Source organism: Synergistaceae bacterium, assembly GCA_017443945.1.
In the GTDB taxonomy this organism is placed as follows: Bacteria; Synergistota; Synergistia; order Synergistales; family Aminobacteriaceae; genus JAFUXM01.
The window spans coordinates 1-25,991 of record JAFSXS010000078.1 but is presented as its reverse complement, the minus strand read 5'-3'; the positions used below and the strand labels follow the sequence as shown (position 1 = coordinate 25,991).

The 25,991-nt window shown below is 41.6% G+C and carries 22 protein-coding genes; 10 read left to right on the top strand and 12 right to left on the bottom strand.

The genetic code is table 11. The annotated features are described in order from the left end of the window. A partial coding sequence (locus IJT21_08375; protein MBQ7578264.1) for a hypothetical protein occupies positions 1-4,500 on the bottom strand: 4,500 nt, incomplete at its 3' end. Positions 4,501-4,974: 474 nt separating this feature from the next. Here IJT21_08375 and thrS point away from each other — a divergent pair. Continuing rightward, a complete protein-coding gene (gene thrS, locus IJT21_08370; GenBank protein MBQ7578263.1) occupies positions 4,975-6,861 on the top strand; it encodes a threonine--tRNA ligase in 1,887 nt (628 codons plus the stop codon). Between the two features lie 39 nt (positions 6,862-6,900). Here the strand turns inward: thrS and IJT21_08365 are convergent, their stop codons facing one another. From IJT21_08365 to IJT21_08335, 7 genes are all read right to left on the bottom strand, one after another. Beyond that, a complete protein-coding gene (locus IJT21_08365) occupies positions 6,901-8,178 on the bottom strand; it encodes an HlyC/CorC family transporter (GenBank protein MBQ7578262.1) in 1,278 nt (425 codons plus the stop codon). Positions 8,179-8,181: 3 nt separating this feature from the next. Next, the gene (gene ybeY, locus IJT21_08360; protein ID MBQ7578261.1) at positions 8,182-8,673 is read right to left on the bottom strand and encodes an rRNA maturation RNase YbeY; all 492 of its coding nucleotides are present in this window, start codon (positions 8,671-8,673) and stop codon (positions 8,182-8,184) included. Positions 8,674-8,703: 30 nt separating this feature from the next. Then, positions 8,704-10,818 carry an HDIG domain-containing protein gene (locus IJT21_08355; GenBank protein ID MBQ7578260.1) on the bottom strand — a complete coding sequence of 705 codons (2,115 nt, stop codon included), beginning with the start codon at positions 10,816-10,818 and terminating at the stop codon, positions 8,704-8,706. Next, positions 10,819-11,775 (bottom strand): PhoH family protein, encoded by a 957-nt coding sequence (locus tag IJT21_08350; protein ID MBQ7578259.1) that lies wholly within the window; start codon positions 11,773-11,775, stop codon positions 10,819-10,821. Next, positions 11,775-13,172 (bottom strand): pyruvate carboxylase subunit B, encoded by a 1,398-nt coding sequence (locus tag IJT21_08345; GenBank protein MBQ7578258.1) that lies wholly within the window; start codon positions 13,170-13,172, stop codon positions 11,775-11,777. Before IJT21_08345 ends, IJT21_08350 begins: the two co-directional genes overlap by 1 nt. A 58-nt stretch (positions 13,173-13,230) precedes the next feature. Beyond that, a complete protein-coding gene (gene mazG / locus IJT21_08340) occupies positions 13,231-14,028 on the bottom strand; it encodes a nucleoside triphosphate pyrophosphohydrolase (GenBank protein MBQ7578257.1) in 798 nt (265 codons plus the stop codon). Positions 14,029-14,288: 260 nt separating this feature from the next. Further along, positions 14,289-14,597: a YkgJ family cysteine cluster protein gene (locus IJT21_08335; protein MBQ7578256.1), complete on the bottom strand. Its 309-nt coding sequence runs from the start codon at positions 14,595-14,597 to the stop codon at positions 14,289-14,291. 23 nt (positions 14,598-14,620) lie between these two features. Between IJT21_08335 and IJT21_08330 the strand changes: the two genes are divergently transcribed. From IJT21_08330 to IJT21_08315, 4 genes are read left to right on the top strand one after another with little or no spacing between them, the layout of a single operon-like run. After that, entirely contained in the window at positions 14,621-15,331 is a 711-nt protein-coding gene (locus IJT21_08330; GenBank protein ID MBQ7578255.1) for a hypothetical protein, read from the top strand. Next, a complete protein-coding gene (locus IJT21_08325) occupies positions 15,285-15,713 on the top strand; it encodes a hypothetical protein (protein ID MBQ7578254.1) in 429 nt (142 codons plus the stop codon). Before IJT21_08330 ends, IJT21_08325 begins: the two co-directional genes overlap by 47 nt. A 13-nt stretch (positions 15,714-15,726) precedes the next feature. Further along, positions 15,727-16,284, top strand: coding sequence for a hypothetical protein (locus IJT21_08320; GenBank protein ID MBQ7578253.1), 558 nt, complete (start codon positions 15,727-15,729; stop codon positions 16,282-16,284). 21 nt (positions 16,285-16,305) lie between these two features. Continuing rightward, a complete protein-coding gene (locus IJT21_08315) occupies positions 16,306-17,166 on the top strand; it encodes a hypothetical protein (protein ID MBQ7578252.1) in 861 nt (286 codons plus the stop codon). A gap of 80 nt (positions 17,167-17,246) precedes the next feature. On the opposite strand, the gene IJT21_08310 is transcribed toward IJT21_08315, so the two are convergent. Continuing rightward, complete coding sequence (locus IJT21_08310) at positions 17,247-17,594, bottom strand: helix-turn-helix transcriptional regulator (GenBank protein MBQ7578251.1); 348 nt, start codon at positions 17,592-17,594, stop codon at positions 17,247-17,249. A gap of 357 nt (positions 17,595-17,951) precedes the next feature. Here IJT21_08310 and IJT21_08305 point away from each other — a divergent pair, with 357 nt between their 5' ends. Genes IJT21_08305 through IJT21_08290 form a run of 4 tightly spaced genes read left to right on the top strand, consistent with a single transcriptional unit; the run spans position 17,952 to position 20,837 of the window. Then, entirely contained in the window at positions 17,952-18,962 is a 1,011-nt protein-coding gene (locus IJT21_08305; protein MBQ7578250.1) for an NADH:flavin oxidoreductase, read from the top strand. Positions 18,963-18,964: 2 nt separating this feature from the next. After that, positions 18,965-19,822 (top strand): DUF1749 domain-containing protein, encoded by an 858-nt coding sequence (locus tag IJT21_08300; GenBank protein ID MBQ7578249.1) that lies wholly within the window; start codon positions 18,965-18,967, stop codon positions 19,820-19,822. 3 nt (positions 19,823-19,825) lie between these two features. After that, positions 19,826-20,176, top strand: coding sequence for a hypothetical protein (locus IJT21_08295; protein ID MBQ7578248.1), 351 nt, complete (start codon positions 19,826-19,828; stop codon positions 20,174-20,176). Between the two features lie 4 nt (positions 20,177-20,180). Beyond that, positions 20,181-20,837, top strand: a complete 657-nt coding sequence (locus IJT21_08290) for a DsbA family protein (GenBank protein ID MBQ7578247.1) — start codon at positions 20,181-20,183, stop codon at positions 20,835-20,837. Here IJT21_08290 and IJT21_08285 read toward each other — a convergent pair. Genes IJT21_08285 through hydG form a run of 3 tightly spaced genes read right to left on the bottom strand, consistent with a single transcriptional unit; the run spans position 20,810 to position 25,197 of the window. Further along, complete coding sequence (locus IJT21_08285; protein ID MBQ7578246.1) at positions 20,810-22,585, bottom strand: ABC transporter ATP-binding protein; 1,776 nt, start codon at positions 22,583-22,585, stop codon at positions 20,810-20,812. The genes IJT21_08290 and IJT21_08285 overlap by 28 nt on opposite strands. Further along, positions 22,572-23,780: a [FeFe] hydrogenase H-cluster maturation GTPase HydF gene (gene hydF / locus IJT21_08280; GenBank protein ID MBQ7578245.1), complete on the bottom strand. Its 1,209-nt coding sequence runs from the start codon at positions 23,778-23,780 to the stop codon at positions 22,572-22,574. The genes IJT21_08285 and hydF overlap by 14 nt, the downstream gene beginning before the upstream one ends. Then, positions 23,752-25,197 (bottom strand): [FeFe] hydrogenase H-cluster radical SAM maturase HydG, encoded by a 1,446-nt coding sequence (gene hydG / locus IJT21_08275; protein MBQ7578244.1) that lies wholly within the window; start codon positions 25,195-25,197, stop codon positions 23,752-23,754. Before hydG ends, hydF begins: the two co-directional genes overlap by 29 nt. Positions 25,198-25,697: 500 nt before the next feature. Here hydG and IJT21_08270 point away from each other — a divergent pair. After that, positions 25,698-25,991, top strand: a 294-nt coding sequence (locus tag IJT21_08270) for a hypothetical protein (GenBank protein ID MBQ7578243.1), incomplete at its 3' end; no start/stop codon positions are given.

Below are 25,991 nucleotides of genomic sequence, written 5' to 3'. Positions count from 1 at the left end.
ACTGGGCTGTGCAGGTGCCTGCGGGAATGCAAGCCACTTTAACTCTGCTCCGGCCGGTGCTGCTGCGAATAAATCGACTTCGAGTCCGTACTGTCCGTCAGCTGTTGCAGAAATTTCCGGAAGAATTGCAGCAATCATGTAGCCTTCTGACTCGATTAATGCTCTCTGCTCGGCTGTAAGTGTTGATTCTGCTCTCTCTGCTCCGATTGAGAGTTCGCCTTCACCGAGTCCGACTTTGAGTTCTTCTGCTACAAGTTCGTCTTCTGTCTTGCTGGACTCTCTTGTTTCGCTCTCAACTGCTGTTACGTCATCTGTTGATGTATCGCTGCCTGCTGTAGGTGCCGCCATCGTAATTGTAATATCCTGTGAGGCTGCTACAGTGTTGCTGCTGTTCTTGGCCGTCAGCTTAAATGTTGCAGTGAATCCTACGTAAGCATCGTTCTTGTAAAGCACAGTGCCCTTCTTTAACTGGACGTTAAGAGTCACTTTGTTCTGATTCGCGTTAGTGCTGCTGTTATCCTTCACAAGTTTTACAGTTACGTTATTGGCAGTTACGCTGGTATCAGAAGCGTTTTGAATCGTCGGCTTGCCTGCAGTCCACGTAATTTTTGACGAACCTGTCGCAGGATTTGTCGAGATCGTTACTTCCTTATCGACTGATATAACAGTTTGTGTCTTGTACTTATCCTTTGACGTAGGTGCATCGGGTGTAGCAAGCGTTATCGTGCCGATTGTCGGAAGAGTAGGTGTCGGGTCATTGATTATAATTTTTACAGTGCCTGTCGCGCTGTTCCCGAAGTTATCAACTTTGAATTTTACGCTGGTTCCCTTCGTGGCTGTAGCACCTGACCCCATGTCTACTGTCTGCGGCTTTGTTTCGCTGAGTGTCAAGCCCGCCGGTAAATCGCCCTCTTTCGTCCATGTTACTTCGTTGCTTGTTACTCCTGACGCTAATAACGGGAGTTTATCTGCGCTGCCAATAGTGAAGGTCAGAGTCTTCGTCACGATCTTCGGTTTTCCGCCTGTGATAGCGATAAAAACGTGTACAGGATCACTTTCTCCGGCCGCGTTGCCTGCTTTGACTTCAATATCAAGCGATGTTGCTACGCCCGCGTCTGTCTTCGTGATTTTGTTGCTGGTTACATTGCTTGTGCTGGTAAACTTTCCGTTCTTGCGGTCGAACGAAATTCCGTAATCGCTTGCAAGAGTCGTTTCACCTCCAGAGAGGTCAGAGTTTCCGAGCTTAATTGCTCCGAGATCCCATGATATCGGCTTCGTTCCCTTTGCTGCAAGAGCGAGATTTATTCTTGCACCCTGAATGAACGACTTCTGAAGGTTTTTCTCTGCGGTCGTTATTTCGGGCTTCACCTGTCCTACAAGTGAGACAGAGATTTTTGCGCTCTTGCCGGTTGCTGCATTCTTCGCCGTGAGAGTAACTTTTACGGTTTTCGCTGGAGCGTCATCAACTGCATCTGCAAAAATTTTAACGGTCTTGTCAGTAATAGTAGCGTTTACTCCGTTAGTTGCCTCTTTAAGGCTGCTTGTGATTGTCAGAGGTTCGCCGCCTGATGCCGTGAGTGAAACAAATTCTGCTACTGCGTCGCCGGCCTTATATGTGAACGTCATATCCTTTGATACTTCATCGGTGCCCTTCATCCATTTAGGAGCTTCTGCGTCAATCTTCAGAGTCAATTTCTTGACTACCGGTTTACCAACGCCATTATCAAGCGATACTGTAATCGGGAGACTCTTTGCTGCAAGTCCGCCCGTTGTAGACTTCAATAAACCGCCTGTAGCGTCTGCACTCGCTGTGAATGACAAATTAAATGCGTTTGCTTCGGCTGCCCTGAATGAAGATCCGGTGTTAGCAGTTGCGCCTAATTTATCGTTGTAAAGGCTTATATCAGCTGCTGTAGTAGTTGCGCCGGCTTTGATTGCGTCTTCCTTCTTGATGTACATGTACATTTTAATCGGTTTTGTGCCGGTTACTTCGATTACTGCTGTGCCTGCTGTGCCCGTGTCAAAATTAGGAAGTCTTGAGGTTTTGAGCTTCGGTGCTTCAGCTGTAATCTTCATCTTGACATCTTTGCTGACTCCTTCTGTGAATACGCTATTTTTCGCGGTAATGCGTGCAATAACTGTATCCGTTTTTACGTCGCCTGAGTCAGGGAGAGCCGTAATTGTTCCGATAATTTTGTCGCTGTCATCTCCGCCGAGAGTCAAGCCCAAATTACTAATTTCTGTACCGCCGGGCGTTAAGAATTTAACTTGCCATGATGATACGTTCGTACCCTTCAAAGTTGTAAGCGGTTTATCTGTAGTGTAGTCTTGATCGATCTTCGGTCCGGGGATAGTAGCTGAGATCTTCGGCTCTGCATAAACTTTTACGTCTGCTGACCAGGTTGCACTCTTATTTGTAACGGAGTTCTTTGCAGTGATAACAGCTTTCTTGTCAAATGCACTGTTAAATGTTCCCGTCAAAATTGCTCTTGAGTCGCCGCTCTGGGTTAACTTGATTCCGCTGGGTAATGTAGCAGTCCACTTAACCGGGCCGTTTGTCGCAGTAATCTCGTAAAAATCTTTCGCGTCATCGAGTGGCGCTTTTACTTTGTGATCTGCTGTAAATTTTTCAGAATCTGCAAACGTTATTTCAGGCGGATTAGCGTCAATATCGAACGTCAAATTAACAGAGTCATTGCCTGCACCGTTGATAGCTTTGACAGTTACTCTCTTGTTCTTGGCCGCTTCACTCGGTGTTCCTTCAATTGTCAATGTGCCGGTTCCGCTGTCTGTACTCGTTAAACCTGCAGGGAGTCCGCTGATGTCCCATGAAATTTTGCCGGGGCCGGTCGCTGTGATTGTAATAGATTCCTCTAATGGATCGCCACTCTTGCCGGTGTATTTTTCTTTCTGAAGGTCTGACTTGTCAGAAATTGTCGGTTTAGCTGCTATGAAGATTGCTTTAACGAGAACTTCTTTCGTTTCTGTAAATGCCGGGTTGCTAAGAGTAATCTTGATGTCGTCAGATACAGTTTTTTCACTGCCGAAAGTAACTGCGCTGACGTTGTTCTCGTTGAGGTCGCCCTCGATTGTAATTGTCGTTTGGCCGGTGTTAGCATTTAATACAGGAGTCGCCGTTAAAATACTCGCATAACTTCCGAGATCTACTGTAGCCGTTACAGGAAATTCTTTTGTTCCGCCGGTTGTCTGAATCTTCGTTGTGCTGGGTTTTGCTCCATAAGTCGTATTTGACAGCGTATTTCTTGAAATATCAGGCGAATCCATGACAAAGATTCTATAACTCTTTGTTGATTTTCCTGTACCTGTGAGTCCTGCGTTAGAGGCTTCAAGATTAAATGTATACGTTCCGGCCTTAATGGGCTTGCCGTTACGCTTAATCTGATATGTTGCCGTGCTTAACGGATCATTTGTCGGGGCTGTCTTTACGGCAAAGTCGAGCCACTCAGGAAAACCGCTTGTTGATGCCTTAGGTGCTGTAATCTTGAGGTTTGCCGTCGTCAGTGTATCACCTGTAGGAGTAGTCAGCATATTTGCTGTCGCTTCGGACGTTACAACATCAATAGTAAATTTGTCGTCAGCAGTGTTTACCGTGAAGACTTCAACGCCATCAACCGCCTTTACAAGATCCTGGTCTGCCGGGGTCGCGATTGTCGGGGATACTGCGTCAACTTTGAGTATAAATGTTTTTTCCGTCGCCTGACCTACTTTTGTGCAGTAGTCATTTGATGCGACAACAACAAAGCTGATTCCTGCTGCTGTATTTAAGAGCTTATCAGACTTTAATGTTAATGCACCTTTCTCATCATTAGCGATAACAATTCCGTATTTGCTCTCAAGCTGAGTTTTTATCGCAGGATCCTTGATGTAAAGATTCACGATTTCTTCATCATCGTCTACATTGCCAGTTGACTCAATAGTTACATCTAATGACTGTCCGTGCTTCTGTGCAGCAATTGTTGATGTTGTAATTTTCGGGGCAGACGTGGCAGCTTTAACCTTAACTTTCAGTGTGAATTTAGCTTTTCCTCTGGTGTCGCTTTTTAATGCAGAATTGCACGCCTGTACATAAAAGCTAACTTCTCCCTTAGTTACAGGCTTTCCTGAAACTGAAAGTGTTACGGGATTTGGAGCACTCGAAGATCCTGCTTGGATAGGTCCAGTATCAGATAATGTAATCGTAAGACCATTAATTGTTATGCTACTAACTAAGTCACCAGGATTCTTTGTGTTATCAGTTCCAGTAAAACTATAGCTTTCTCCTTCTTTTAACAGAGTAAAGAAAGAAGTACCTACAGCTTTATTATCTGAAGTATCTCTCCAATAAATTGTCATAGATTCGCTGTAGTTAACATCAACTCTTGCTGCTTCAAACTCTTCTTTGCTTGAGATAATACTATAATTTCCCGCAGCCCACGCACTAGCCGATAACGCAAGCACAAAGCCCAGCACAAGAGCAAGAGAAAAAATGCGTTTCTTCATGTAATAAACCTCCTTATATAATAATGTGTAAATTAATAAATGAAAATTTTTCGATGAGTACCCCTTTAGAGTCAGACTCGCACTCTGATTTTACGGGGGTATTCGCTTCCGTGCGCACGCTTAAATTTGCACGCCTTCCCCTCCTTAAAGTATCAAGCTGTAAATAATCACTCACACCCCGAAGCATTGATGACAATTTTCGGCCTCCTGCTTAGATGTCATTTGCTTTGAGGAGCTTGTTTCCGTTATTAAAATTTTTGTAGAGATTGCCCCCTAGATTTCCTTCATGTTTTATTTCGGTGCTTTATCAGGCACTCTTTAGCGTTAAATTCTATCACATAAAAATTTTTAGGGGTATAGAGTGAAATTATTAAATTTTTCGCCTTGATTCAAGATAATTGCTTAAAACTTGCAGTAAATTTAATCGGGTGATATTCTTGCAAAAAAGTTATCATATTTAAAGAAGGCAGGTATATATTTTTGTTTACGGTTAACGATAAAAATTTTGACAACCCTGCGAGCGTTCAAGATCTGTTAAAGGCTCTGGGACTCGACAGCAAAAAAGTTATCGCAGGAAAATTCAACGGTGAAGCACTTGATCTCGCGCGCGAAATAAATTCTTCCGGACAACTTGAGGCAATCACGAGCGAATCTCATGAAGGACTCGAAATTTTACGCCACAGCACAGCACACTTAATGGCACAGGCAATATTGAGACTTTACCCCGGTTCACACTTCGGAGTCGGCCCTGCAATTAAAGACGGATTTTATTACGATGTCGACGTAGCCGGCACTATAACAGAGGAGGATTTACCCAAGATTGAGTCAGAAATGCGCAAAATTTCCGGTGCTGGTGAAAAAGTTACGCGCGAAGACATGACCAAAGACGACGCATTAAAATTTTTCGCAAATGATCCATACAAGACTGAATTAATAACGGAATTAGAAGCCGACACCGTATCAGTATACAAACAAGGCGAATATGCAGACTTGTGCAGAGGGCCTCACGTTCCTGACGCGTCAAAGATTCATAATTTCAAGCTGTTATCAATTGCGGGAGCTTACTGGCGGGGCAGCGAGAAAAATAAAATGCTAACTCGAATCTACGGCACAGCATTTGACAAGCCCGACGAGTTAAAAGCCTACATTAAGCAGCTGGAAGAGGCAAAATTACGCGATCACAGAAAACTCGGCAAAGATTTAGATTTATTCAGCTTACATGAAGAAGGCCCCGGATTTCCGTTCTTCCATCCTAAGGGCATGGCGATAATGAACACTTTAATAGAGTTCTGGCGCAAAGAACATAACAAACGAGGCTACACGGAAATAAAGACTCCGCAAATTTTAGACCGCGAATTATGGATTCGTTCAGGACATTGGGATCATTACCGCGAAAATATGTACTTCACGGAAATTGACGAGAAACCATACGCAATTAAGCCGATGAACTGTCCCGGAAGTATTCTCGTTTATAAGACTCAGTTAAGAAGTTACCGCGATTTACCCATGAGACTGGCCGAGCTTGGCTGCGTTCATAGACACGAAAGAAGCGGCGTTTTGCACGGGTTAATGCGTGTGAGGTGCTTCACTCAAGACGATGCGCACACTTATATAGAGCCTTCACAGATTAAAGACGAAGTTACACAAATAATGGAGCTTGACAAATACGTTTACAATGACGTTTTCGGGTTCAAATATTTTGTTGAGCTTTCCACGAGACCAGAAGACTCAATGGGCACCGACGAACAATGGCAGGCAGCCGAGGACGCATTAAGAGACGCACTCGAAAGCACTAATACGCCATATACGATTAATCCCGGCGACGGAGCTTTTTACGGGCCGAAGATAGATTTTCACTTGGAGGACTGTATCGGAAGAACTTGGCAATGCGGGACGATTCAATTAGATTTCCAAATGCCGGGGCGCTTTGATGTTTCTTATATCGGCGAGGACGGAGCAGAACACACACCCGTAATGATTCATAGAGTAGTATTCGGAAGTGTTGAGCGTTTTATGGGAATCTTAATTGAACATTATGCTGGGGCTTTTCCGTATTGGCTTGCTCCTGTGCAGGTTAAAATTGTTCCGATTGCGAAGGATCATTTTGACTATGCGCACGAACTCAAGAAAATTTTTGCAGATTCTAATATCCGCGCAGAAATTGACGAACGCGACGAGAAACTTGGCCGCAAGATTCGTGATGCCCAGTTACAGAAGGTGCCTTACATGATAGTAATAGGCGATAAAGAACGCGATAATAAAACGTTAGGAGTCAGAAAACGCACAGAAGGCGATTTAGGCAGCATGACTCTTGATGAGTTCAGATCGTTACTTGATAAAGAATTCAACCCGATGAAATAAAAATTTTGTCCCCTTGCCGTTATGACAGGGGGATTTGCTTTAATCTTCTTCAGTGGATGTAATTTCGTCGTCGTTAATTCTTGTCAGCCTCAAAAGTGTTATTCTGTGTTCCTCTAGTGCCTCAACTTTTATGCGCCAATATTTATAAGTGAAAGTCTCGCCGGCCTCCGGAAAACTTCCCGACAGAGTCAGCACAAGCCCTCCGATTGTTTCTGCTTCTTCGCTCTTGAACTCGTAATCAAGTGCTTCACTCAAATTTTCAAGACTCGTCCCGCCCTGCACTAAATATGAATTATCGTCTAATTTCTGAATCTCCGGAGTCTCTTGATCGTATTCATCTTGAATCTCGCCGACAATCTGCTCTAAAATATCTTCCATTGTTACGATTCCAGCAACGCCGCCGTACTCATCAACTATTATTGCTATGTGAATATGTTCGCGCCTCATTGCCTCGAGAACTTCTGCGGTTCTGATGGTCTCAGGTACAAAAATTGGTTTGCGCAAAAGTGTTCTTACGTCGCACGACAAATCAGAGTCCAGCAAATTTTTTAGAGTGTCCTTAACGTAAAGTATGCCGATTATATTATCCGGGCTTTCTTCATAGACGGGGATTCGCGAGTGTCCTTCTTGTATGAATAATTTTACGGCCTCAGAGAGCGACTCTTCTGCGTCAAGTGCTATCATGTCAGTACGAGGAATCATAATTTCATGAACTTTTGTCTCGTCAATGTCAATAATGCCGTCTATCATTTCACGTTCTCGTGCTTCAAGTGCGCCGCTTTCCTCGCCGATTTTCACGAATTGTTCTATTTCGCTGCGTGTGATAAAAACTTTCTGAGTCCCTAAATCCATATGAAATAATACAGCGATTCCGGACACGCATTTTTTCATTAACCAAGAAACAGGAGCGCACACAAACGCAATGACCCGCAATATCGGAGCAGAGAAAATTAATACATTTTCAGAATATACAATAGCAGCACTTTTCGGCAGAATTTCACCGAGTATAACAATTAAAATCGTCAGTAAGGGCACGACAACAGCAACTCCGGCAGCACCGAAAATTTCAAGCGCAAGACTCGAAGCAATTGCACTCAACGAAATATTTACGACGTTATTAGCAATCAAGCAGACCCGCAAAGCCTCTTGTGTGTCATCTATGAGCCATTGAAAAGTGGAATTAAGAAATTTATATTTGCCGCTCTCCTGAAGTGATCTTAATTTGCCCGCTCCCGTAGCAGTTATTGAAGTCTCCGCACCGCTGAAGAATGCAGACAAGAAAAATAATCCCGCAAAACCCAGAATTATCCATAACATTTTTTAGTGCCTCCCGGAAATAGCAGCAAGCATTTTATTTGTTATAAGCTCTTGAGTCTGCCACATAACTGACTCTTTTTCCTGCGTGTCATGGTCATAACCGAGCAAATGCAAAAATGAGTGTGCAATCATTAAGCAAATTGACTCTTTATCGCCTAAATCAGGATGAAGCCGCTTGACTTCTTCAGGACAAATTATAATATCTCCCAGTGCTAAAACGGGCAGTTCGGGAATCTCAACGGGTACATCTTCAAGCATAGGGAATGACAAAACGTCTGTAGGCTCGTCAATGTTTCTATAATCGCGGTTAAGCTGGCGAATCGTGTCAGAGTCTGCGAACGTTAAAGAAATTTCTGCGGTCTCAAAATTTTTTGAGTCGGGGTAAATCTTGATTAATTCGTCCTCAAGCACTTTTTCTATTGCAGTAAAATTTATATCCGGGTCGCCTTCAACAGCGTTAGAATCGTCATTATTGATACACAAAGATAACTTCAAGAATAACTAACCTCTTTCGTAATAAATAATTTATTTCCTGCTCTCAATTTTCTTAACTTTTCTAGTATGATACATCGACATTAATACGTCTATGAGAGTTTCTTTAATCACAGCAAAATCTTTCTGGGTAAAATTAACGTTGTCAAATTGTTTCTCGTTTATTTTGCTGGCTACGACTTGATTTACAATTTTTTCGATAGTGCTTACTGCTTGGCCTTTGCCCCTGTTAGAGTCTTCTGATTCAAGTTCGCGGATATTAGCGGCTCTTACGGCTGCTTCAACCGAGTCAGTAATCATTAATAAAGCTGTCTCACGTGATCTAGGCGCGGGGCCGGGATAACAAAATGAAGACCATTCAACATTTTCACCCATTGCAACGGCCTTGTTGTAAAAATATCGTGTGCAAGTTGTTCCGTGATGTTCTGCTATGAAATCGCGTATTCTCTTGGGTAAATTTGCCTCGATAGCGAGTTCGAGTCCGTCTCTTACGTGTGAGATAATCGTCATTGAACTTAACATCGGGGACATTTCATCATGAACGTTGACTCCTCCGCCCTGATTCTCGACGAAATAATGAGGTTTTCGCAGCTTGCCTATGTCGTGATAATATGCGCCTGCACGTAATAAATTAACGTCCATTCTTAATTTTGCGCCGACAGCCTCAATTAATGTAGCTATCGTTAAACAATGCTGGTAAGTTCCGGGGGCGTTCCTCTGCAAATCGCGTAACAAAGGGCTTGAAGGATAACTAACTTCGCGGAGACTCAAAATTGAAAGCGTGTCAATATAAGGCTCAACATATGGAAGAATAATCACGAAGAAATACGATAAAGCCATCTCAGAAATCATAAAGAGTCCTGCTTCCTGCCAAAATTCACCCAGCGGAATAAATAATCTAAAATTGTCCTGCACTAACGGAGGGCCCTCAAAATATCGTAGAGTCATGCGGAAAATTGTCAAGATAAACGCCATTAACATAACTCTTCGCGAGACCTGCCGACGACCTTCAAGATTCCTGAGTAAATAAAATCCCAAAGTCGACGCAAACACAGCAAGCATTGATAATATCATAGAGTTAGAAAGAGTCTGACTGGTGATAATATACACTCCCGACGACGCAGCAATTAACGCAAGACAGAAGCCCGCATAATTTTGCACGCACAAATAAGAAACAACAACAGGCGCAAGAGTCCCCGCTCCGTGAATTTCAAGTCTGGCCGCTAAAGTCTCACTCACCCACGCAGTAATTATCACGAAAATCGAACACCACCACGACGGTTTATTATCGCCTGATCCATGACCTAAAATATTAAGCCACATCGGCAGAGCAATAACGCACGCAAGCACTATACATAATTGCGAAATCGGGAAGACATCTTCTGTATAACCCTGAAGACGTAATAAAATCGCGGTCTGTTCAGTTACAATATCGCCTTTATTGATTATCACGTCGCCCGGTTCAAGTTTTCTATCAATGACAGGAACAGAGTCCATCGCAGCTGTTTTCGCAAGTTCGGTTAAATCCTCGTCGACTCTGAAATTAAGATTGCCTAATCCCGCTAAAATCTGATAGACAAAATTTGCATCACTTGAAGACTGCACCTGCTTGTGAATCTCTTCCCATAAAATTGACATCATCAGCGCATTATTTGCCCTGTAAACTTTTTCGGCCTCTAATCTGTCAATAAATGCACTTCCGACACTGTAAGCGAGATTAAATATTCTAGCTTTGTTCTCTGTGTTGAGCTTCAATAAGGCAATTAATAAACCGTCCGGCATTGCTGATGTTGCAGAAGATTTGCGCGCGGTCTCTAAGTCTTTCATGTCTCTTAGTGTCTCTAACCGTCTTTGAAGGCGCACTTTTGCTGACACATCACGGACTGTAACTCCTGCAACACTATCACTCACCATTTTGCGGAGGGCCTTTGCTGCTTCATAATCGTCATAACGCATTTGAGATATGACTCTATAACTTTCCGGCGAGGGCTCACCGACTTTGAAACTATTTCCGCGCTTGTTGAGTACTGCCCATTGTGCGAGAACAAGAGCGACCCCGGCGATTAACAAGACAAATACAGGGAAAATATATTTTGTTATGAGCTTAAAGTCTATGCGCTGGAATATACTTTTTTTACCGATATACATTTATTTATGCTCCTGTTCATATTTTGCATAGGCTTGTACGATTCTCTGCACTATTTCATGTCTAACAACGTCAGCGTCAGTCAAATCAACAAAGCTGATTCCCCTAATGCCCGCAAGAATTTCACGAACGCTCCGAAGTCCCGACACAGTGCCGCCTGGTAAATCGACTTGAGTTATATCGCCGGTTATTACAGCCTTTGATCCGAACCCTAAGCGGGTCAAGAACATTTTCATTTGTCTGGGAGTAGTATTTTGCGCCTCGTCGAGAATTATAAAGCTCTCATTAAGAGTCCTTCCTCTCATGTAAGCAAGCGGTACAATTTCAATAACGCCCTTATCAGCATAACGCAAAAATTTTTCAGGCGACAACAAGTCAAAGAATGCATCATATAAGGGTCTGACATAAGGCTCAATTTTTTCGCGTAAATCTCCGGGAAGATAACCGAGTGACTCGCCTGCTTCAACTGCCGGACGAACAAGGACGACTCTGTTTACTTTTCCTGCTTTGAGCATAGATACGGCCTCACACACTGCCAAATAAGTTTTTCCCGTACCAGCCGGGCCCGTTGCAAATAAAATAAAATTGTCTCTGATTGCCTTAATGTATGCGCGCTGACCGGGAGTCTTGGCTCTTATGGGCTTGCCTCGTGCTGTAGTGCAAATTATTTCGGAGTAAAGCTCATTTAATTTCAGCTCTCGGCCTTCTGCAAGTGAGTCCATTGCTGCGCGAACGTCGGACTCTTTTATTTCGTGGCCTTTTTCTGCAACAGAAGCAAGCTCGCGGATTAAATGTCCTGCGATTCTAACCGGTTCAGGATCAGGGCCGCTAATTTTCACAGCCCCGTCCTTGATTGAAAGCGTAACAGGATAACGAGATTCGATAGCTTTAAAATTTTCGTCGTTCTGACCGAGTAATCTTGCTTGAACGAATCCGTCCCCCGATAAAGGTATTTCCATTATGCCGGGTAAGCCTCCGGAGCTGCCTGCGCTTGAAGTCCTACATCACGTTTATTTGCGCGTGCATATTTTTTCGGGAGGAAGTCTTTAGCTACCTGCGGGAACATTATCCATGTTAAAGCGTCTTCCGGCTGAGTTGCCCACGGCTGAGAGTCTTTGCGTGCCTGTTCCATTTCGGGAGCAATTTTTTCGCCCGGTCTGCAAGTAATCGGCTCTTCATCACCGATAGCTATTTTCTGAACTTCAGGATCTACAGGTGCAGGGGGCTGGCCGTAATAACCTAAGAAATATTGTCTGATTTCTTTCGGGAAACTCTTCCAGCGGCCTCTAAGAACGTTCACTGTTGCTTGAGTTCCGACCATTTGACTCGAGGGCGTTACTAATGGAGGATAACCCATTGCTTTGCGTACGACAGGGACTTCATTTAACACGTCTTCAAGTTTGTCAAGTGCGTTCATTTCGCGTAACTGATTCACCATGTTTGAATACATACCGCCTGGAATCTGGTAGCGCAAAATATTAATGTCAACGCCGGCGATCTCAGGGAGCAATTTTTTATATTTCTCGCGTAATTTCTTGAAGTGCATACAAATGGGCAGTAAATCATCCATTTTGATTCCTGTGTCATATTCAGAACCGGCCAAAGCTGCGACAAGTGACTCGGTCGGGGGCTGGCTTGTTCCGAGAGCAAACGGTGAAATTGCTGTGTCAACTATTTCTGCGCCTGCTTCGATTCCTGCAAGATATGCCATGCTCGCGAGTCCGGTTGTATAATGGCTGTGAAGTTCGACGGGTAAATCAACTTTTTCTTTGATTGCTTTGACGAGTTTAGCACAGTCAATCGGCCCTATTAATCCGGCCATATCCTTAATTGCGATAGAATCTGCGCCCATATCGGCCATAGCTTTTGCCATGTTCGCGAATGTGTCGAGAGTGTGAACCGGCGATAAAGTGTAGCTCATGCATAATTGAAGGTGTGCGCCTTCCTTCTTGACCTGATCCGCAGCGATTTCTACGTTTCTTAAGTCGTTGAGAGCGTCAAAGCAGCGAATTATATCGATTCCATTGCCGACAGCTTTTTTCACGAACTCGCGTACTACATCATCAGCGTAATGACGATAACCGACCAAATTTTGACCGCGTAAAAGCATCTGTAATTTTGCTTTCTTGACTCTTGCGCGAATGAGTCTTAATCTCTCCCACGGATCCTCATCAAGGAAGCGCATAGCAGAGTCAAACGTTGCTCCGCCCCACATTTCTAACGCCCAGTAGCCGGCATTGTCCATGTATTCAAGAACGGGGAGCATGTCATCTGTTGTCATTCGTGTTGCTATTAAAGATTGATGGGCATCACGAAGAGCGGTTTCTGTAATGCGTACTCTTTTCTCTCCTGCCATAAAAAATATTCCTCCTAATTGTAAATTAATTTATTGTGAAATTTTCTAGTATTATACTTTATTTCTGTAATATTGCCTTAGCTTTGTCCCAGAATGAGTCAAGTTCTTCGAGTGTATAATCAGAAAGACTCTTGCCTTCAGCCTGTGCGCATTCTTCCATAATTTGAAAACGTTTCTTGAATTTCTCGCAGACACCGTTTAAAGCTGCGTCGGGGTCAACTTTGAGTCTTCGCGCAATATTTACCGTCATAAATAGAACGTCGCCGAGTTCGTCTGCTAAATGTTCAGGGTTATTTTCTCGTGCGGCCTCTTTCAGCTCGTTAATTTCTTCGTCGAGTTTAGCGAATAAAGGCTCGTCGCTTCCTTCGTGCCAATCAAAACCGACATGTGCTGCTTTTGCCTGAATCCTGTCAGCTTTCAATAATGGCGGGAGTCCGGCGGGTATACCTGCAAGAATAGAAGTGCTTTGATGTTTCTCGCTGCGTTCCTGAGCTTTTATTTTCTCCCAGTTCCGCAAAACTTCCTCGCTTGTGTCTGCTTTGACTTGGCCGAAAACGTGAGGATGTCTGCGGATTAATTTATCACAAATTGCGCGTATAACGTCTTTGATGTCGAAATAACCTGATTCTTTTGCTATTGACGCGACAAAAACAACCTGCAATAACAAATCGCCTGATTCTTCCTTTATTGACTGCAAATCTTTCTTAGTGATTGCGTCTGCGAGTTCGTATGCTTCTTCAGTTATGGGAGTGCGTAAAGTTTCGAGAGTCTGCTTGCGATCCCATGGGCACCCCCCCGGAGCGCGGAGTCTCTCGATGATGTCAACAATTTCGTCAAAATAGTGTGAGTTAGAAATTTTTTATCGCCTCTTTCTGTATAAATTATTGTAGTTATTATATCGCGTTATTATCTGCTAAGAATGAAAATATAATCTATAAAGGCGAAAAACTTTTTGCAACCGGAACCGTTTGAGCGTCATCAGCTGTTCTCGCACGTCTGAAATAATTAAACATTTTCGGATTACAAAAAATTTGTTGTATGTGTGCGACCCGTTTTTATCGCGCCAGTAATTATAAATGCATGTTTCTGAAAGACTTTATTAAAAACTTTTTACTGTTAACGCACACTAACAATATCTGATGAAAGTTTTCTACATACAGCATAATTAGCCTCATAAAATTCATCTAAGCTCATATTATCCGCAAAAAATAATTTATACATAGCGCCGACATTACAAAACACTGGGCGTGACGTATAAATCTTGCACAAATTTTTTTCCCTGTCTAAAAATATACATGTGCCTGTGCCGTCATCAAGAGGTTCTAAAAGTTTTATTCCGCCTATATTTCTGCAGCATAATCCGCAGCGATTACATTTACACTTTATTTTACAACTAGGAGGGATAAATATGTTCGATTTTATCAAACGTAAACCTAAGAAAGAAAATAATGACTCTCGCGGGGGGGGGGGTACAAGCTGCTTCAACATTTACAGCGATAGATACTGCACGTAGCGCAGAACTTCAGAATGCAGCAAAATTCGCTAAACCTGATACTTACACCGGCAACAGAACATTATATGACAGTCCGCAAGCAAAAATTGACGCAAAAATCGAGGCATTTAACAGCGGTACAGTTACAGATCCTTATACCGGCGATGAATTAGTTCTCACTAAAGCTGAGGCAAAAGCTAGATTCGGTTCTGACTGGCAAAAACATTTAGCTGAATCCGATCACATTCACCCGCTCGAACGAATACATGACAGCGCAAAAAATGACCCCTTTTTAACAAATGAAGACATCAAAAACGCCGCAAATTGTAGAGAAAATATCGAAGTTACTTCGCGTAAATTCAATAACCTAAAACGAAGCCGTACCAATCAAGAATTTATGGAAGATAAAGAATATCGAGAGAGCAGAGAATTAGAACTTTCCCCGGAAGCTGAACGTAAAGCAGGAGCATATAATGCCGGTTCTATGGCTTTGGCAACATCGGGAATTTATAATCTCGTAAAGGTATTTACAGGCGAAAAAAGTGCAGGAGAAGCAGTAATTGATACTGTAAAGTCAGGCGGAGTCGGGGCAGCTTCCGGGCTATGTAATTACGGGTGTAATGCAGTTTGGCAGTGCCTTAAAAAGTTATGCAAACGGAGAAATTAATACCGAAGAATTAATACTTGAAATCGGCGAACGAGGGCTTAATTTTGCTTCAGTCGGTTATGGTATGGCCGTTGGACAAAGTTTAATTCCTATTCCTGTTATCGGTGCGGCTATTGGGGCGCTTGTAGGTTCTGCATTAACCAGCGATCTTATTCACGGTCTTGTTGAGGCTCTCAATAAAAGCGAACTCGAACATCAAGAAAAACTCAGATTAATTGCTCAATATCAAGAGGCTGTAGAACAAGAAAAAATATACAGGACAGAACTTGAGGAATATTTGCAGAATTATTTTCACGAGTTTAGGACTTGGAGCGGCTGCACTAGGGGCTATAGGACACAGCGTTGCAAAAGAGACCAACGAAAAAGCCCGGACACTCGCTAATGAAGCAAAAGATGTGTACGATGATGCAAAAAAAGTATTGAACGCAGCGCAGGATAAAACGACATCAGCTTTGAATACTCTTGCGTCCACGAAAAAAAATGTCTTGAGAAACACAATGCCGCGTTTCATAAAGTCATTTGACCGAGTAAAACATGTTCAACTTGGCCAGACTTCCGGAATAAAGGAAATTGAGAACTTCAAGATAGATTCGGCTGCCTTAGTTCAAATGCAGAAAATGGCAGACATTCAAGACAATTTTTTAAGCGGTGCAGCAGGTGTCGGGGCTGGTCTGGCATTAACAACGCTTACAGGAGTAGGGGCTCTTAGTTTTGCCGGACTCAGTGCCATAGCAGGGCCTGTAATGTTGTTTACGGCGTTTTCAGCAAGCACAAAGGCTGATGAAAATTTAGAGAAAGCTCGTGTTATGTATGCAGATGCTGAAAGGGTCGCCGAAAAAATGAAGACTTCTACTATCCTGTGTGAAGCTATAGAAGAAAGATCTAACATGTTCAATGAACTTACCAGCGATTTAAATAATTTTCTTTCTTCGTGTACCGAGCGTCTTGAATAAATCATTTACGGGAAAGAAAAAATGTTCAATATCAGACAGGGAGAGCTAATTCCCGTTGAATGCTTCACAACACGCGATAAAGATGTAATGGCTGTAGCGTTCTCCATAGCCGGAGCAATGAAAGCAGCAATAGATACGCCGATCCTAACAAAAGAAGGAAATATCGATGAAGCTTCTTATGACAAATATGATAAAATCACGTTTGCACTCACAGCAGGAGAAAATAAAATGTCCGAAATTCAGCAGGCAGAACAGGCCGAAAAATGGGAAGCATGGAAACAATCACAGAGCCTACAAGACACAGCAAGAAATAAAGTAGCTGGTATTGTTGCGCTTATAATTGCCGGGATTGTCGGGATAGATATATATTTTCGCGGTACATATTACAATATTCCGCCGGCGATTATACTTGTAACAATTTTCTCGCTTGTCTCAATGTTGTTCATCAATCACGTAACTTTTTCACCAAGATTGAAGGCAATCAGAAATATTCATTATGTGCTGCTCAGTATAATAGGAGCATATATATTTTATGTGCGTGCTGCTGATGTTACGCAAGTGAATTACTACTTTTTGAAGGCTGTCAGCGTTGGTGCTGTATCATTTTTTGCAGGACTAATGATGATATTTAATACGGAAAAAAGCGTCAGTGAAATTTCACGTAATATACTAATTACAGCTTACGTTGTCTTAGGATTCCTGTTCTCATTTGCGGCGGCCTCGTTAGGATTTGCGTTTCTTTCATGGCTAGGACTTAATATGGCTGCTCTCATAATATCAGAGATAATATTTTTGTTCTTTGTGTATCGCGTATTTGCGATTCTATGGGATACATTAAGAGTTATGGGAATCTCCATTGAAGCAGCAGTAAAATCCATGTGAAATTATTTCGCTGTCTCAACCCCTCCCCGACCAATTACGAGGAGGGAGCAGATAAATTATTTCGGACTCTTGGCAAAGGATTACTTCATTTGAGACTCTGCCCATTTATAAATAGACTCCAGCGCAGGAATTAAAGTTTTACCCCTTTTTGCGAGCGAATATTCAACAGTCGGAGGAATCGTATTATATTGCTTTCTTACTATAAATTTATCGCGTTCTAATTCACGAAGACATTTTGTCAACATTGTAGCTGTTATTCCTATTACTTTGCGTTCAAGTTCGCTATATCTGAGAGTCTGTTTATTTGCGTCGGCGATATACCATAAAATTGGCAGCTTCCATTTTTGGCCGATTAATTCCATTGCGTAAAGTATCGGACAGTCAGTGTCGTAAATATTTTCTTGCTCTGGTAACGGCTTAATTCTCATAAAATTTTTCCTCCTGATTAATATTTAGCGCTTACTCTTACATTTAATGCACGTCGGCGCGAACATACAAAATTTAAAGATTAACGCAATTAATTTATCGTGTCCATTTCTCTTAAAGTCGTAAATTAGCTGCATTTTCCCGCCAGTCCGGCAAAAGTTTTAATAAATTTTTCGCGCTATTTCCCAGCCTGCAATTAATTTACCGCGCGAATATGCAAAAGTTTTCATAGCTTCATAAAAATTTCGTTACTATATTTTATGTTGCAGCAAAGTAATTTCTGCATTCTTGTTTTTTCTTTGCGGATAATTATAATTTCTGCATAAATCAATATCAAGCGCGAAAGGACTTTATTTACAGTGAAGAAAATATTTGAGTCCCTCGAACTAAAAAATTTGAGGGTTAAGAATCGTCTTGTCCGTTCTGCAACATGGGAAGGAATAGCAAATCTTGACGGCTCTATAACTGATGAGTCATATAAAATTTATTCTGAGCTTGCACACGGCGGAGTCGGCGCAATTATTACGGGATTCACAAGCGTTATGGCAAATGATTATTATTTCGGCGGAATGATGAGACTTTGCGATGATTCGTTAATCCCTCAGTACAAAAAATTAGCTGATATAATTCACGCTGAAAATTGCCCGGTTATCTCTCAAATCGCTTTAGGTGCCTATTATCGCAAAAATATTCAGGTTGAACCCGATAAAATGACTCTTGACGAAATAAAATTTGTGATTCAAGAATTTATCAATGCAGCAATAAGAGCTGATAAAGCAGGCTTTGACGGTGTACAGATTCACGCAGCACACTTCTTTTTTCTGAGCCGGTTTATTTCGCCGCTTGTCAATCACAGAAATGACTCGTACGGAGGCAGCACAGAAAATCGAGTCAAAATATTACTCGACATAATGCATGGAATCAGACAGGCAGCTTCTAACTTGCACATAACTATAAAGATTAACAGCAGCGATTTTATACGAGGAGGCTTAAACGAGTCAGAATCTCTCGAAATATGCAAACTGCTTGATGAATCAGGAATCGACTCAATCGAAGTCAGCGGCAATGGTACATCAGTAGCGGGAATTAAAGCTCATGTCAACGAGGGCTATTTTGTGCCGTTTGCTGAAAAAGTTGCGGATTTAGTGTCATGTCCTGTAATAGTTGTCGGAGGTCTGCGCAGCTTTGATACAATGCAGGAAATTATTAATCAGTCAAAAATTGCGTTAATTTCTTTATCGCGTCCGTTGTTGTGCGAACCTGATTTACCCGATAAAATGCGCTTAGACTCTAATATAATTTCAAAGTGTATTTCTTGCAACAGGTGCTATTCTTCACGTTCACATAAATGCGTCTTCAGAGGTGAATAATTATGATGTTCAAATTAAGTGTGCCGACAAAAAGGGGCGTTGTCTTGAACGGCGTTATATTCAGGCAGGAAGAGAAGAGAAATTCTGATACAGTCATGATAGCTATAACCGGGATTCACGGAAATTTTTACTCCAACCCTTTTTATTACAATATCGGCGACACTTTGAACACGGGCAATATCGATTTTATTTACGCGCAGACTAATGACGCATTCGGACGAATCGAGACACTTAATATCAACACGGGAAAAAGCGAAATAATCGGCTCATGGAACGAAAGATTTTCTTACACCGACGAAGATATTAACGCATACATAAATTTTGCAGTCTCAGAAGGCTACAAAAATATTATTCTGGCCGGCCATTCACTGGGAGCAAACAAAGTTATTTATTATTTATCGCGGAATCATGACGAGAGAGTCAAAAAATTTTTCCTGCTTTCACCCGCAAATTTAGATTACATGATGTCGGGAGTAACTCAGCGCGAAAAAAATATTATCCTCGAACAATTTCAACGCGGAGACGGTGATAAAATGCTTCCGTTTCCGTTTATGGGCTGGGTTGAGTGCATAGCAAATACTGCTTACGACTGGGAATTTTCCGGACTGCTGAATAACGTTAACGGCGATTTCTCACAAGCTGAAAAAATTATTCATTCAGGAGCTATGCTGGTCGGGACTTATGACAATTTCACGGACGGAGACCCGGCGGAATTTCTGCGCAATCTCAATAATCACATGACTAACTCTCATGACAATAAATTAATTTTCATCGAGAAGACCGGCCACACTTACCAGCAGAAACATCAAGAATTAGCAGATGACATTTTACAGCAAATAAAAGAATGGGAGAATAAATAATTTATGCCGTTTATCACAGTAAGAGTTAATGTCAGTCTTAGTAAGTCTCAGGAAATCGAGATAAAAAATTTAATGGCTCAAGCAATAGAGCTTATACCGGGCAAAAATGAGAATTATTTAATGCTTGGCCTTGAGGATAACTACAAGTTTTATTTGCGGGGTGATGACTCACAGAAAGCAGCCTTAATCGACGCACAAATATTCGGGAATGAAGATCACGAGGGATTCAATAAATTTGCTGCTATGACTACGAAAATTTTTAACAGAGTTCTTGATATACCGCCGGAAAATATTTATATAAATTTTTATGACATTAGAGCATGGTCAGTAAACGGAATATTTATAACGAGGTGAAAAAATGCCAGATATAATTATTACGACGTTCACAGATCCTATGATGGGACTTTCTTACGAGTGCGAACCGGTTTATGATAAATTATCAGCTTATTTCAACGGGAAAATTATATTTAAATACGTAATGAGCGGCCTTGTTCGTGATATCAGCGATTTTATGCTGCCGGGCGAAAATATTTCACAATATAATAAACGTCTTGCAGGCATTTATAAGAGTGAAGAATCAATCGGAAATTTACCCATGAACATGACAAATTTTCACTTGTTCGACGAGAATCACAGGTCTTCATATCCGTTAAATATAGCTTATAAGGCGGCACAACTTGCAGATCCGGGAAAAGCAGATTTATATTTGTTCAAGCTGAGGCGTGCGACGATTTTAGAGGGCAGACAGACGACTCTTGACGAGGAATTAATATCAATAGCTCGTGAAGTCGGTATAAATGAAAAAATTTTTTGTGAGAATTACCATAACGGGAATGCAAACAAAGCATTTCAGGAGGATTTAAATTTTGCAAAGTCTCTGGGGATTCATTATCTGCCGTGCTGCTTGATTCAATGCGGGAGTAATTCTAAACTTGTAAACGGTTTAATCGGCTTTGATAATTTTCTTGCTGTGATAAAAATTTTGCCTCATGAAAGCTCAAATGCTCCCGTATAAAGTTTATAATATCTGCCTTTTTTCGCGAGTAATTCATTATGAGTCCCCTGTTCGATAATTTCGCCGTGTTCAATAACGAGAATCAAATCAGAATTTCTCACGGTTGAAAGTCTATGCGCAATAACAAAAACTGTGCGGCCCTTCATTAATGAGTCCATGCCCCTTTGAACGAGCGACTCTGTTCGGGTATCTATTGAAGACGTAGCCTCATCAAGAATCATTACAACAGGGTTTGCTACTTCTGCACGGGCTATTGCTATTAACTGCCGCTGACCTTGACTCAAGTTTGCCCCGCCTCCCGTTAAAATTGTGTTGTAACCTTCTGGGAGTCTCGTAATAAATTCGTGTGCACCTGCTGACTTGGCCGCGTTAATGCATTCTTGATCTGACGCGCTTAAATTCCCGTAACGTATATTTTCAAGCACTGAATCTGTGAATAAATTCGTATCCTGCAAGACTATACCCAAATTTTTGCGCAATGAAGATTTCTTTATCTCGTTTATATTTACGCCGTCGAATAAAATTTTTCCTGATTGAACATCATAGAAGCGCGGTATTAAATTTGCAATCGTCGTTTTTCCTGCACCCGTTGAGCCTACAAGAGCCGTTTTTTGTCCGGGCTTGGCTGTTAATGTGATGTCGTGCAAAATTTTTATTTCAGGATTGTACGAGAAATTTATATTTTGTATCTCAATGCTGCCTGTTGCCTTGTGAGAATCTATTATAATTTTTCCGGAGTCGTCTTCAGGTTCGGAGTCAATTAATTCAAAGATTCGCCCTGCACCCGCGAGTCCATGAATAACAGCGTTCAAGTGCATAGATACATGATTGATTGTCATAGCAAACTGCTTAGTCATATTCAAGAACGGCAGGACAACACTTATACTCATAGGAAGACCCGAAAGACTGAAATTTTTTGTTCCCGTCAAAATTAATATTCCGCCCGACAAAGCCATTATCACGTAAAGAATATTTCCGACGTTATTTAATATCGGGCCGAGAGTGTTTGCGCGTTTATTAGCCTGCTCTGACTGCTCGAACAATTCATTATTTATTTTGTCAAATTCTGCGATGCTCTCACGTTCATGACAGAAAACTTTTATAACTTTCTGGCCGTTCATCATTTCTTCTGCAAAACCTTCGAGTCTTCCTGTATTTTTTTGCTGCCGTCTGAAGTGTCCTGCGCTCCTCCAGCCGATTTTTTTCGTGATAGTGAACATGATTATTATTCCCGCAAAAGTTATACAAGTCAGCCATAATGAGAAATAAAGCATTATAGCAAGTACTGCAAAAATTGTGATTACAGCCGTCAATAAATTCGGTGCTGCCTGAGAAATTAGCTGTCTCATTGAGTCTACGTCATTTGTATATTTGCTCATGATGTCGCCGTTAGAGTTCGAGTCAAAAAATTTCAGCGGTAAACTTTGCATTTTCTCGAACATTTTTTTGCGTATATGAAGTAAGACTCCCTGCGTTATTTCTGCTCCGATATAGCCCTGCAATAATACGCCCATGAGTGATAATAAATATAGTCCTGCGAGAATAAATAATAATTTCATGACCTGAACGCATAAATCCGGCCAAGTTACAGAGGGGGGCGCAAACTCTATTAAGGCCGTAATTTTTTGTATGAAGACTGACGGCAAAGTATTTATCCCCGCACACGTGAGAATTATTATAATTGCAAGAGACATTTTCACGGGGAAGGACTCGAAGATTTCATTTATTATGCGTCTAAAAATTTGCAAACGGTTCCAGACTCCTTTGTAATATCCCGTGCATATGGGCAATTGCAACGCCGTAATTTACAATGGGAATATTTGCAAGCTCCGCACGTTTTAAGCGCGAGATCATTTCTTGTTCATTGAGCATACATCCTCCGCAATGAATCACGAGTGAAAATTTTTGCAGTTCGTCAGCTTCCGGAAAAGTCCCGCCCGATGTGAAAACAAATTCAGGAGTCGAACCGGTGAAATTTTTTATCCACGCAGGAATCTTATCTCGCCCAATATCGCCGCATTGTCTGTGATGGGTGCAGCCTTCAGAAATTAAAACTTTGTCGCCGTCTTTAAGTTGTGATAATTTTTCCGCACCATTTACCAGAGTCCGCAAATTTCCCTTATAGCGCGCAAATAAAATCGAGAATGAAGTCAATAAAATATTTCCCGGCAAAATTTTATTAACTTTACCGAACACTTGAGAGTCAGTAATTACTAATTTGGGCGATTCTTTCAGCGAGTCAAGAGTCTTCGCTAATTCCGAGTCCTGACAAACAAAGGCCATGCACTTAGAGTCTAAAATATCGCGTATAGTCTGCTGCTGGGGCAAAATGAGTCTTCCTTTGGGTGCTGCCTTATCGACAGGAACAACTAATATAACAATATCGCCGGGCATAAGTAAATCACTGACTAACTTTTTGCTTGAGTCCTTATTCTTTGCTAACGACGCAATTTTTTCTTTTAGGGCGTTCACGTTCTCGCCGGTTAAAGCACTCACAAAAAATTTATCACTTGGCCGAACCTGCAATAAATCAGCTTTGTTATACGCAATTATATATGGAAGATTACGGGACTCGAAAATTTTTATCAGCTCACATTCAGAGTCTGCAAGCGCACTTGTCGAATCATGAACGAGTACAGCAACATCACAATTTGCGAGAACATTTTTAGCGCGCTGAACCCGTTTTTCTCCTAGCGTCCCAGAGTCATCAAGTCCGGGAGTATCAATTATAAGCACCGGCCCGACTGGTAAAAGCTCCATAGACTTTTTCACAGGGTCAGTAGTCGTACCCTTTACATCAGATACAACAGAAAGTTCTTGACCTGTTACGGCATTTACGAGACTCGATTTTCCCGCATTACGCAGCCCGAAAAAAGCAATATGGACTCTTTCACCTGAAGGCGTGTCATTGAGGCTAGAATCTGAAATCTCTTGCGTTTCCATTTTTCATGGCCTCGATATTATTTCTTGCAATTTCTCTAATATTTTCGCGCGGGATTCGCATTAATTCACGTTCTATCATTTCATAGCCGATTCTTTTAGTTTCGGGGGAGGCGTAATCTTCGAGATATTCAGTCAGAGTCATTAACGCATTAGGATGACAGCAATTAAGAATTTGTCCTGACTTGCAGAGACTCATAAATCTGTCGCCCGTCCTGCCTGCCCTGTAACAAGCTGTACAGAATGAAGGAATATGATTTTGTTTCATCAGCCATTGTACGACTTCATCAAGTGTGCGCTGGTCAGAAACGTCAAATTGTTCTGTGTCATGGGGTCTAATTTCTTCAGTGTAGCCGCCGACTGATGTACGAGAACCGCCGCTGATCTGCGAGATTCCAACTTCTAACATTTTTGCGCGGACTCTTTCATTCTCACGAGTTGAAATAATCATACCGGTATAAGGCACAGCAACACGAATACAAGCAGCAATTTTCGTAAAAATTTCGTCGGGAATGGCGTTATTAAAATCGTCGGGGTTAATGTCATCAGCAGGCTTGACTCTGGGAACGCTAATTGTATGAGGTCCGACTCCAAAAACTTTTTCCAAGTGTTCAGCGTGCATTAAGAGTCCGGCGAACTCATATTTATAGCCTTCAAGCCCGAACAAGACTCCGAGTCCTACATCATCAATTCCTGCCTGCATTGCGCGGTCATGTGCTTCGGTGTGATAATTATAGTCATGCTTCGGCCCGGTCGGGTGTAAAGTCTCATAACTTTTCTTGTTATAAGTCTCCTGAAATAAAATGTATGTACCGATTCCGGCATCTTTTAACTTCTTGAAATTTTCTATAGTTGTTGCAGCAATATTTACGTTGACGCGCCTAATATCGCCGTTTTTGTGATGAACGCTGTAAATAGTTTTTATGCTCTCAAGAATATATTCAATCGGATTATTAACGGGATCTTCTCCGGCCTCTATTGCGAGTCGTTTGTGTCCCATGTCCTGAAGTGCGATGACTTCGGCTCTAATTTCGTCCTGAGTCAATTTTTTGCGTGTAATAGATTTATTTTTTGTGTGATAGGGACAATAAAGACAACCGTTAATGCAATAATTAGAGAGATACAGCGGCGCAAATAAAACGATTCTATTTCCGTAAAATGCGAGTTTAATTTCTTCGGCGACTTTATAAATTTTCGCGATAATTTCAGGGTCTTCACAAGCTAATAAAATTGATGCTTCACGGTGAGTCAGCCCTGAACAAGTGCAACCGTTATTATTCCATTTTGGGCGCGCCTTCTCAAGGAGTGAATAAATTAATTCTTTGTCGTCCTTGTGAGCTTCTGCATAAATAAGAGTGTCGAGAATTTCATCATGATTAATAAACTCGTCGGCATTCATTGACGCTGGATTATATTTCATAGTTTTGCCCTCCGTTCTTGCGAGTCAGAAAAAATTTCTTTCCCGTCAGAATCTAAATTTTTATGAGATTATAACATTTTGTGAGAAAGTGCGCAGATTTCATTATATATTAAAACTTGAATATTTATATGTGCGGCCCGTTTTTTATTGCGTTTTTCCCCGCCCGTAAAATAAATAAATGCAGATTTCCGAAAGATTTTTATAAAGCGTTGATATTTTCATTTCACTATGAAAAACTATTTTCGCTAGTTCGGAGTCAGTTACGCTCACAAAAAGTTAAGTGTTTCCCGGCTAGTTTTTCGCTAAAAAATTTCATGGGATTACATAAACTTGTGATAAAATGTGCGTAAACTCTCAAGAAAGGACTTGACAAATTTATTATGAGCGTTAATATGTTCCCAGACCAGAATAATTATACAACTCGAGGCTCATATAAAAAAGTTTCCTACCTTCAGAAAATAATAAAATCGCTACATCTAAAATTTAAAGATTGTCTATACGTGTATATCAGAGAAAAAAAGCAATATAATAAATCCGGCATAACATTAAATGGAATCCCATATATAATTCATAGCGGCGCAGATCATGTTGGGTTATTCTCGTATTTCCTTATGATTTTGGGCGGTATTGCATTTACTGACAGAAATAATTTAATCCCCGTCGTTGACATGAAAAATTATAGAAATAATTATTTATATGACTCCGAAGTCGGGCAAATTAACGCGTGGGAGTACTATTTTGAGCAGCCCGGCAATGTTTCGCTTGAAGACGCTTTGTCCTGCAAAAAATATATT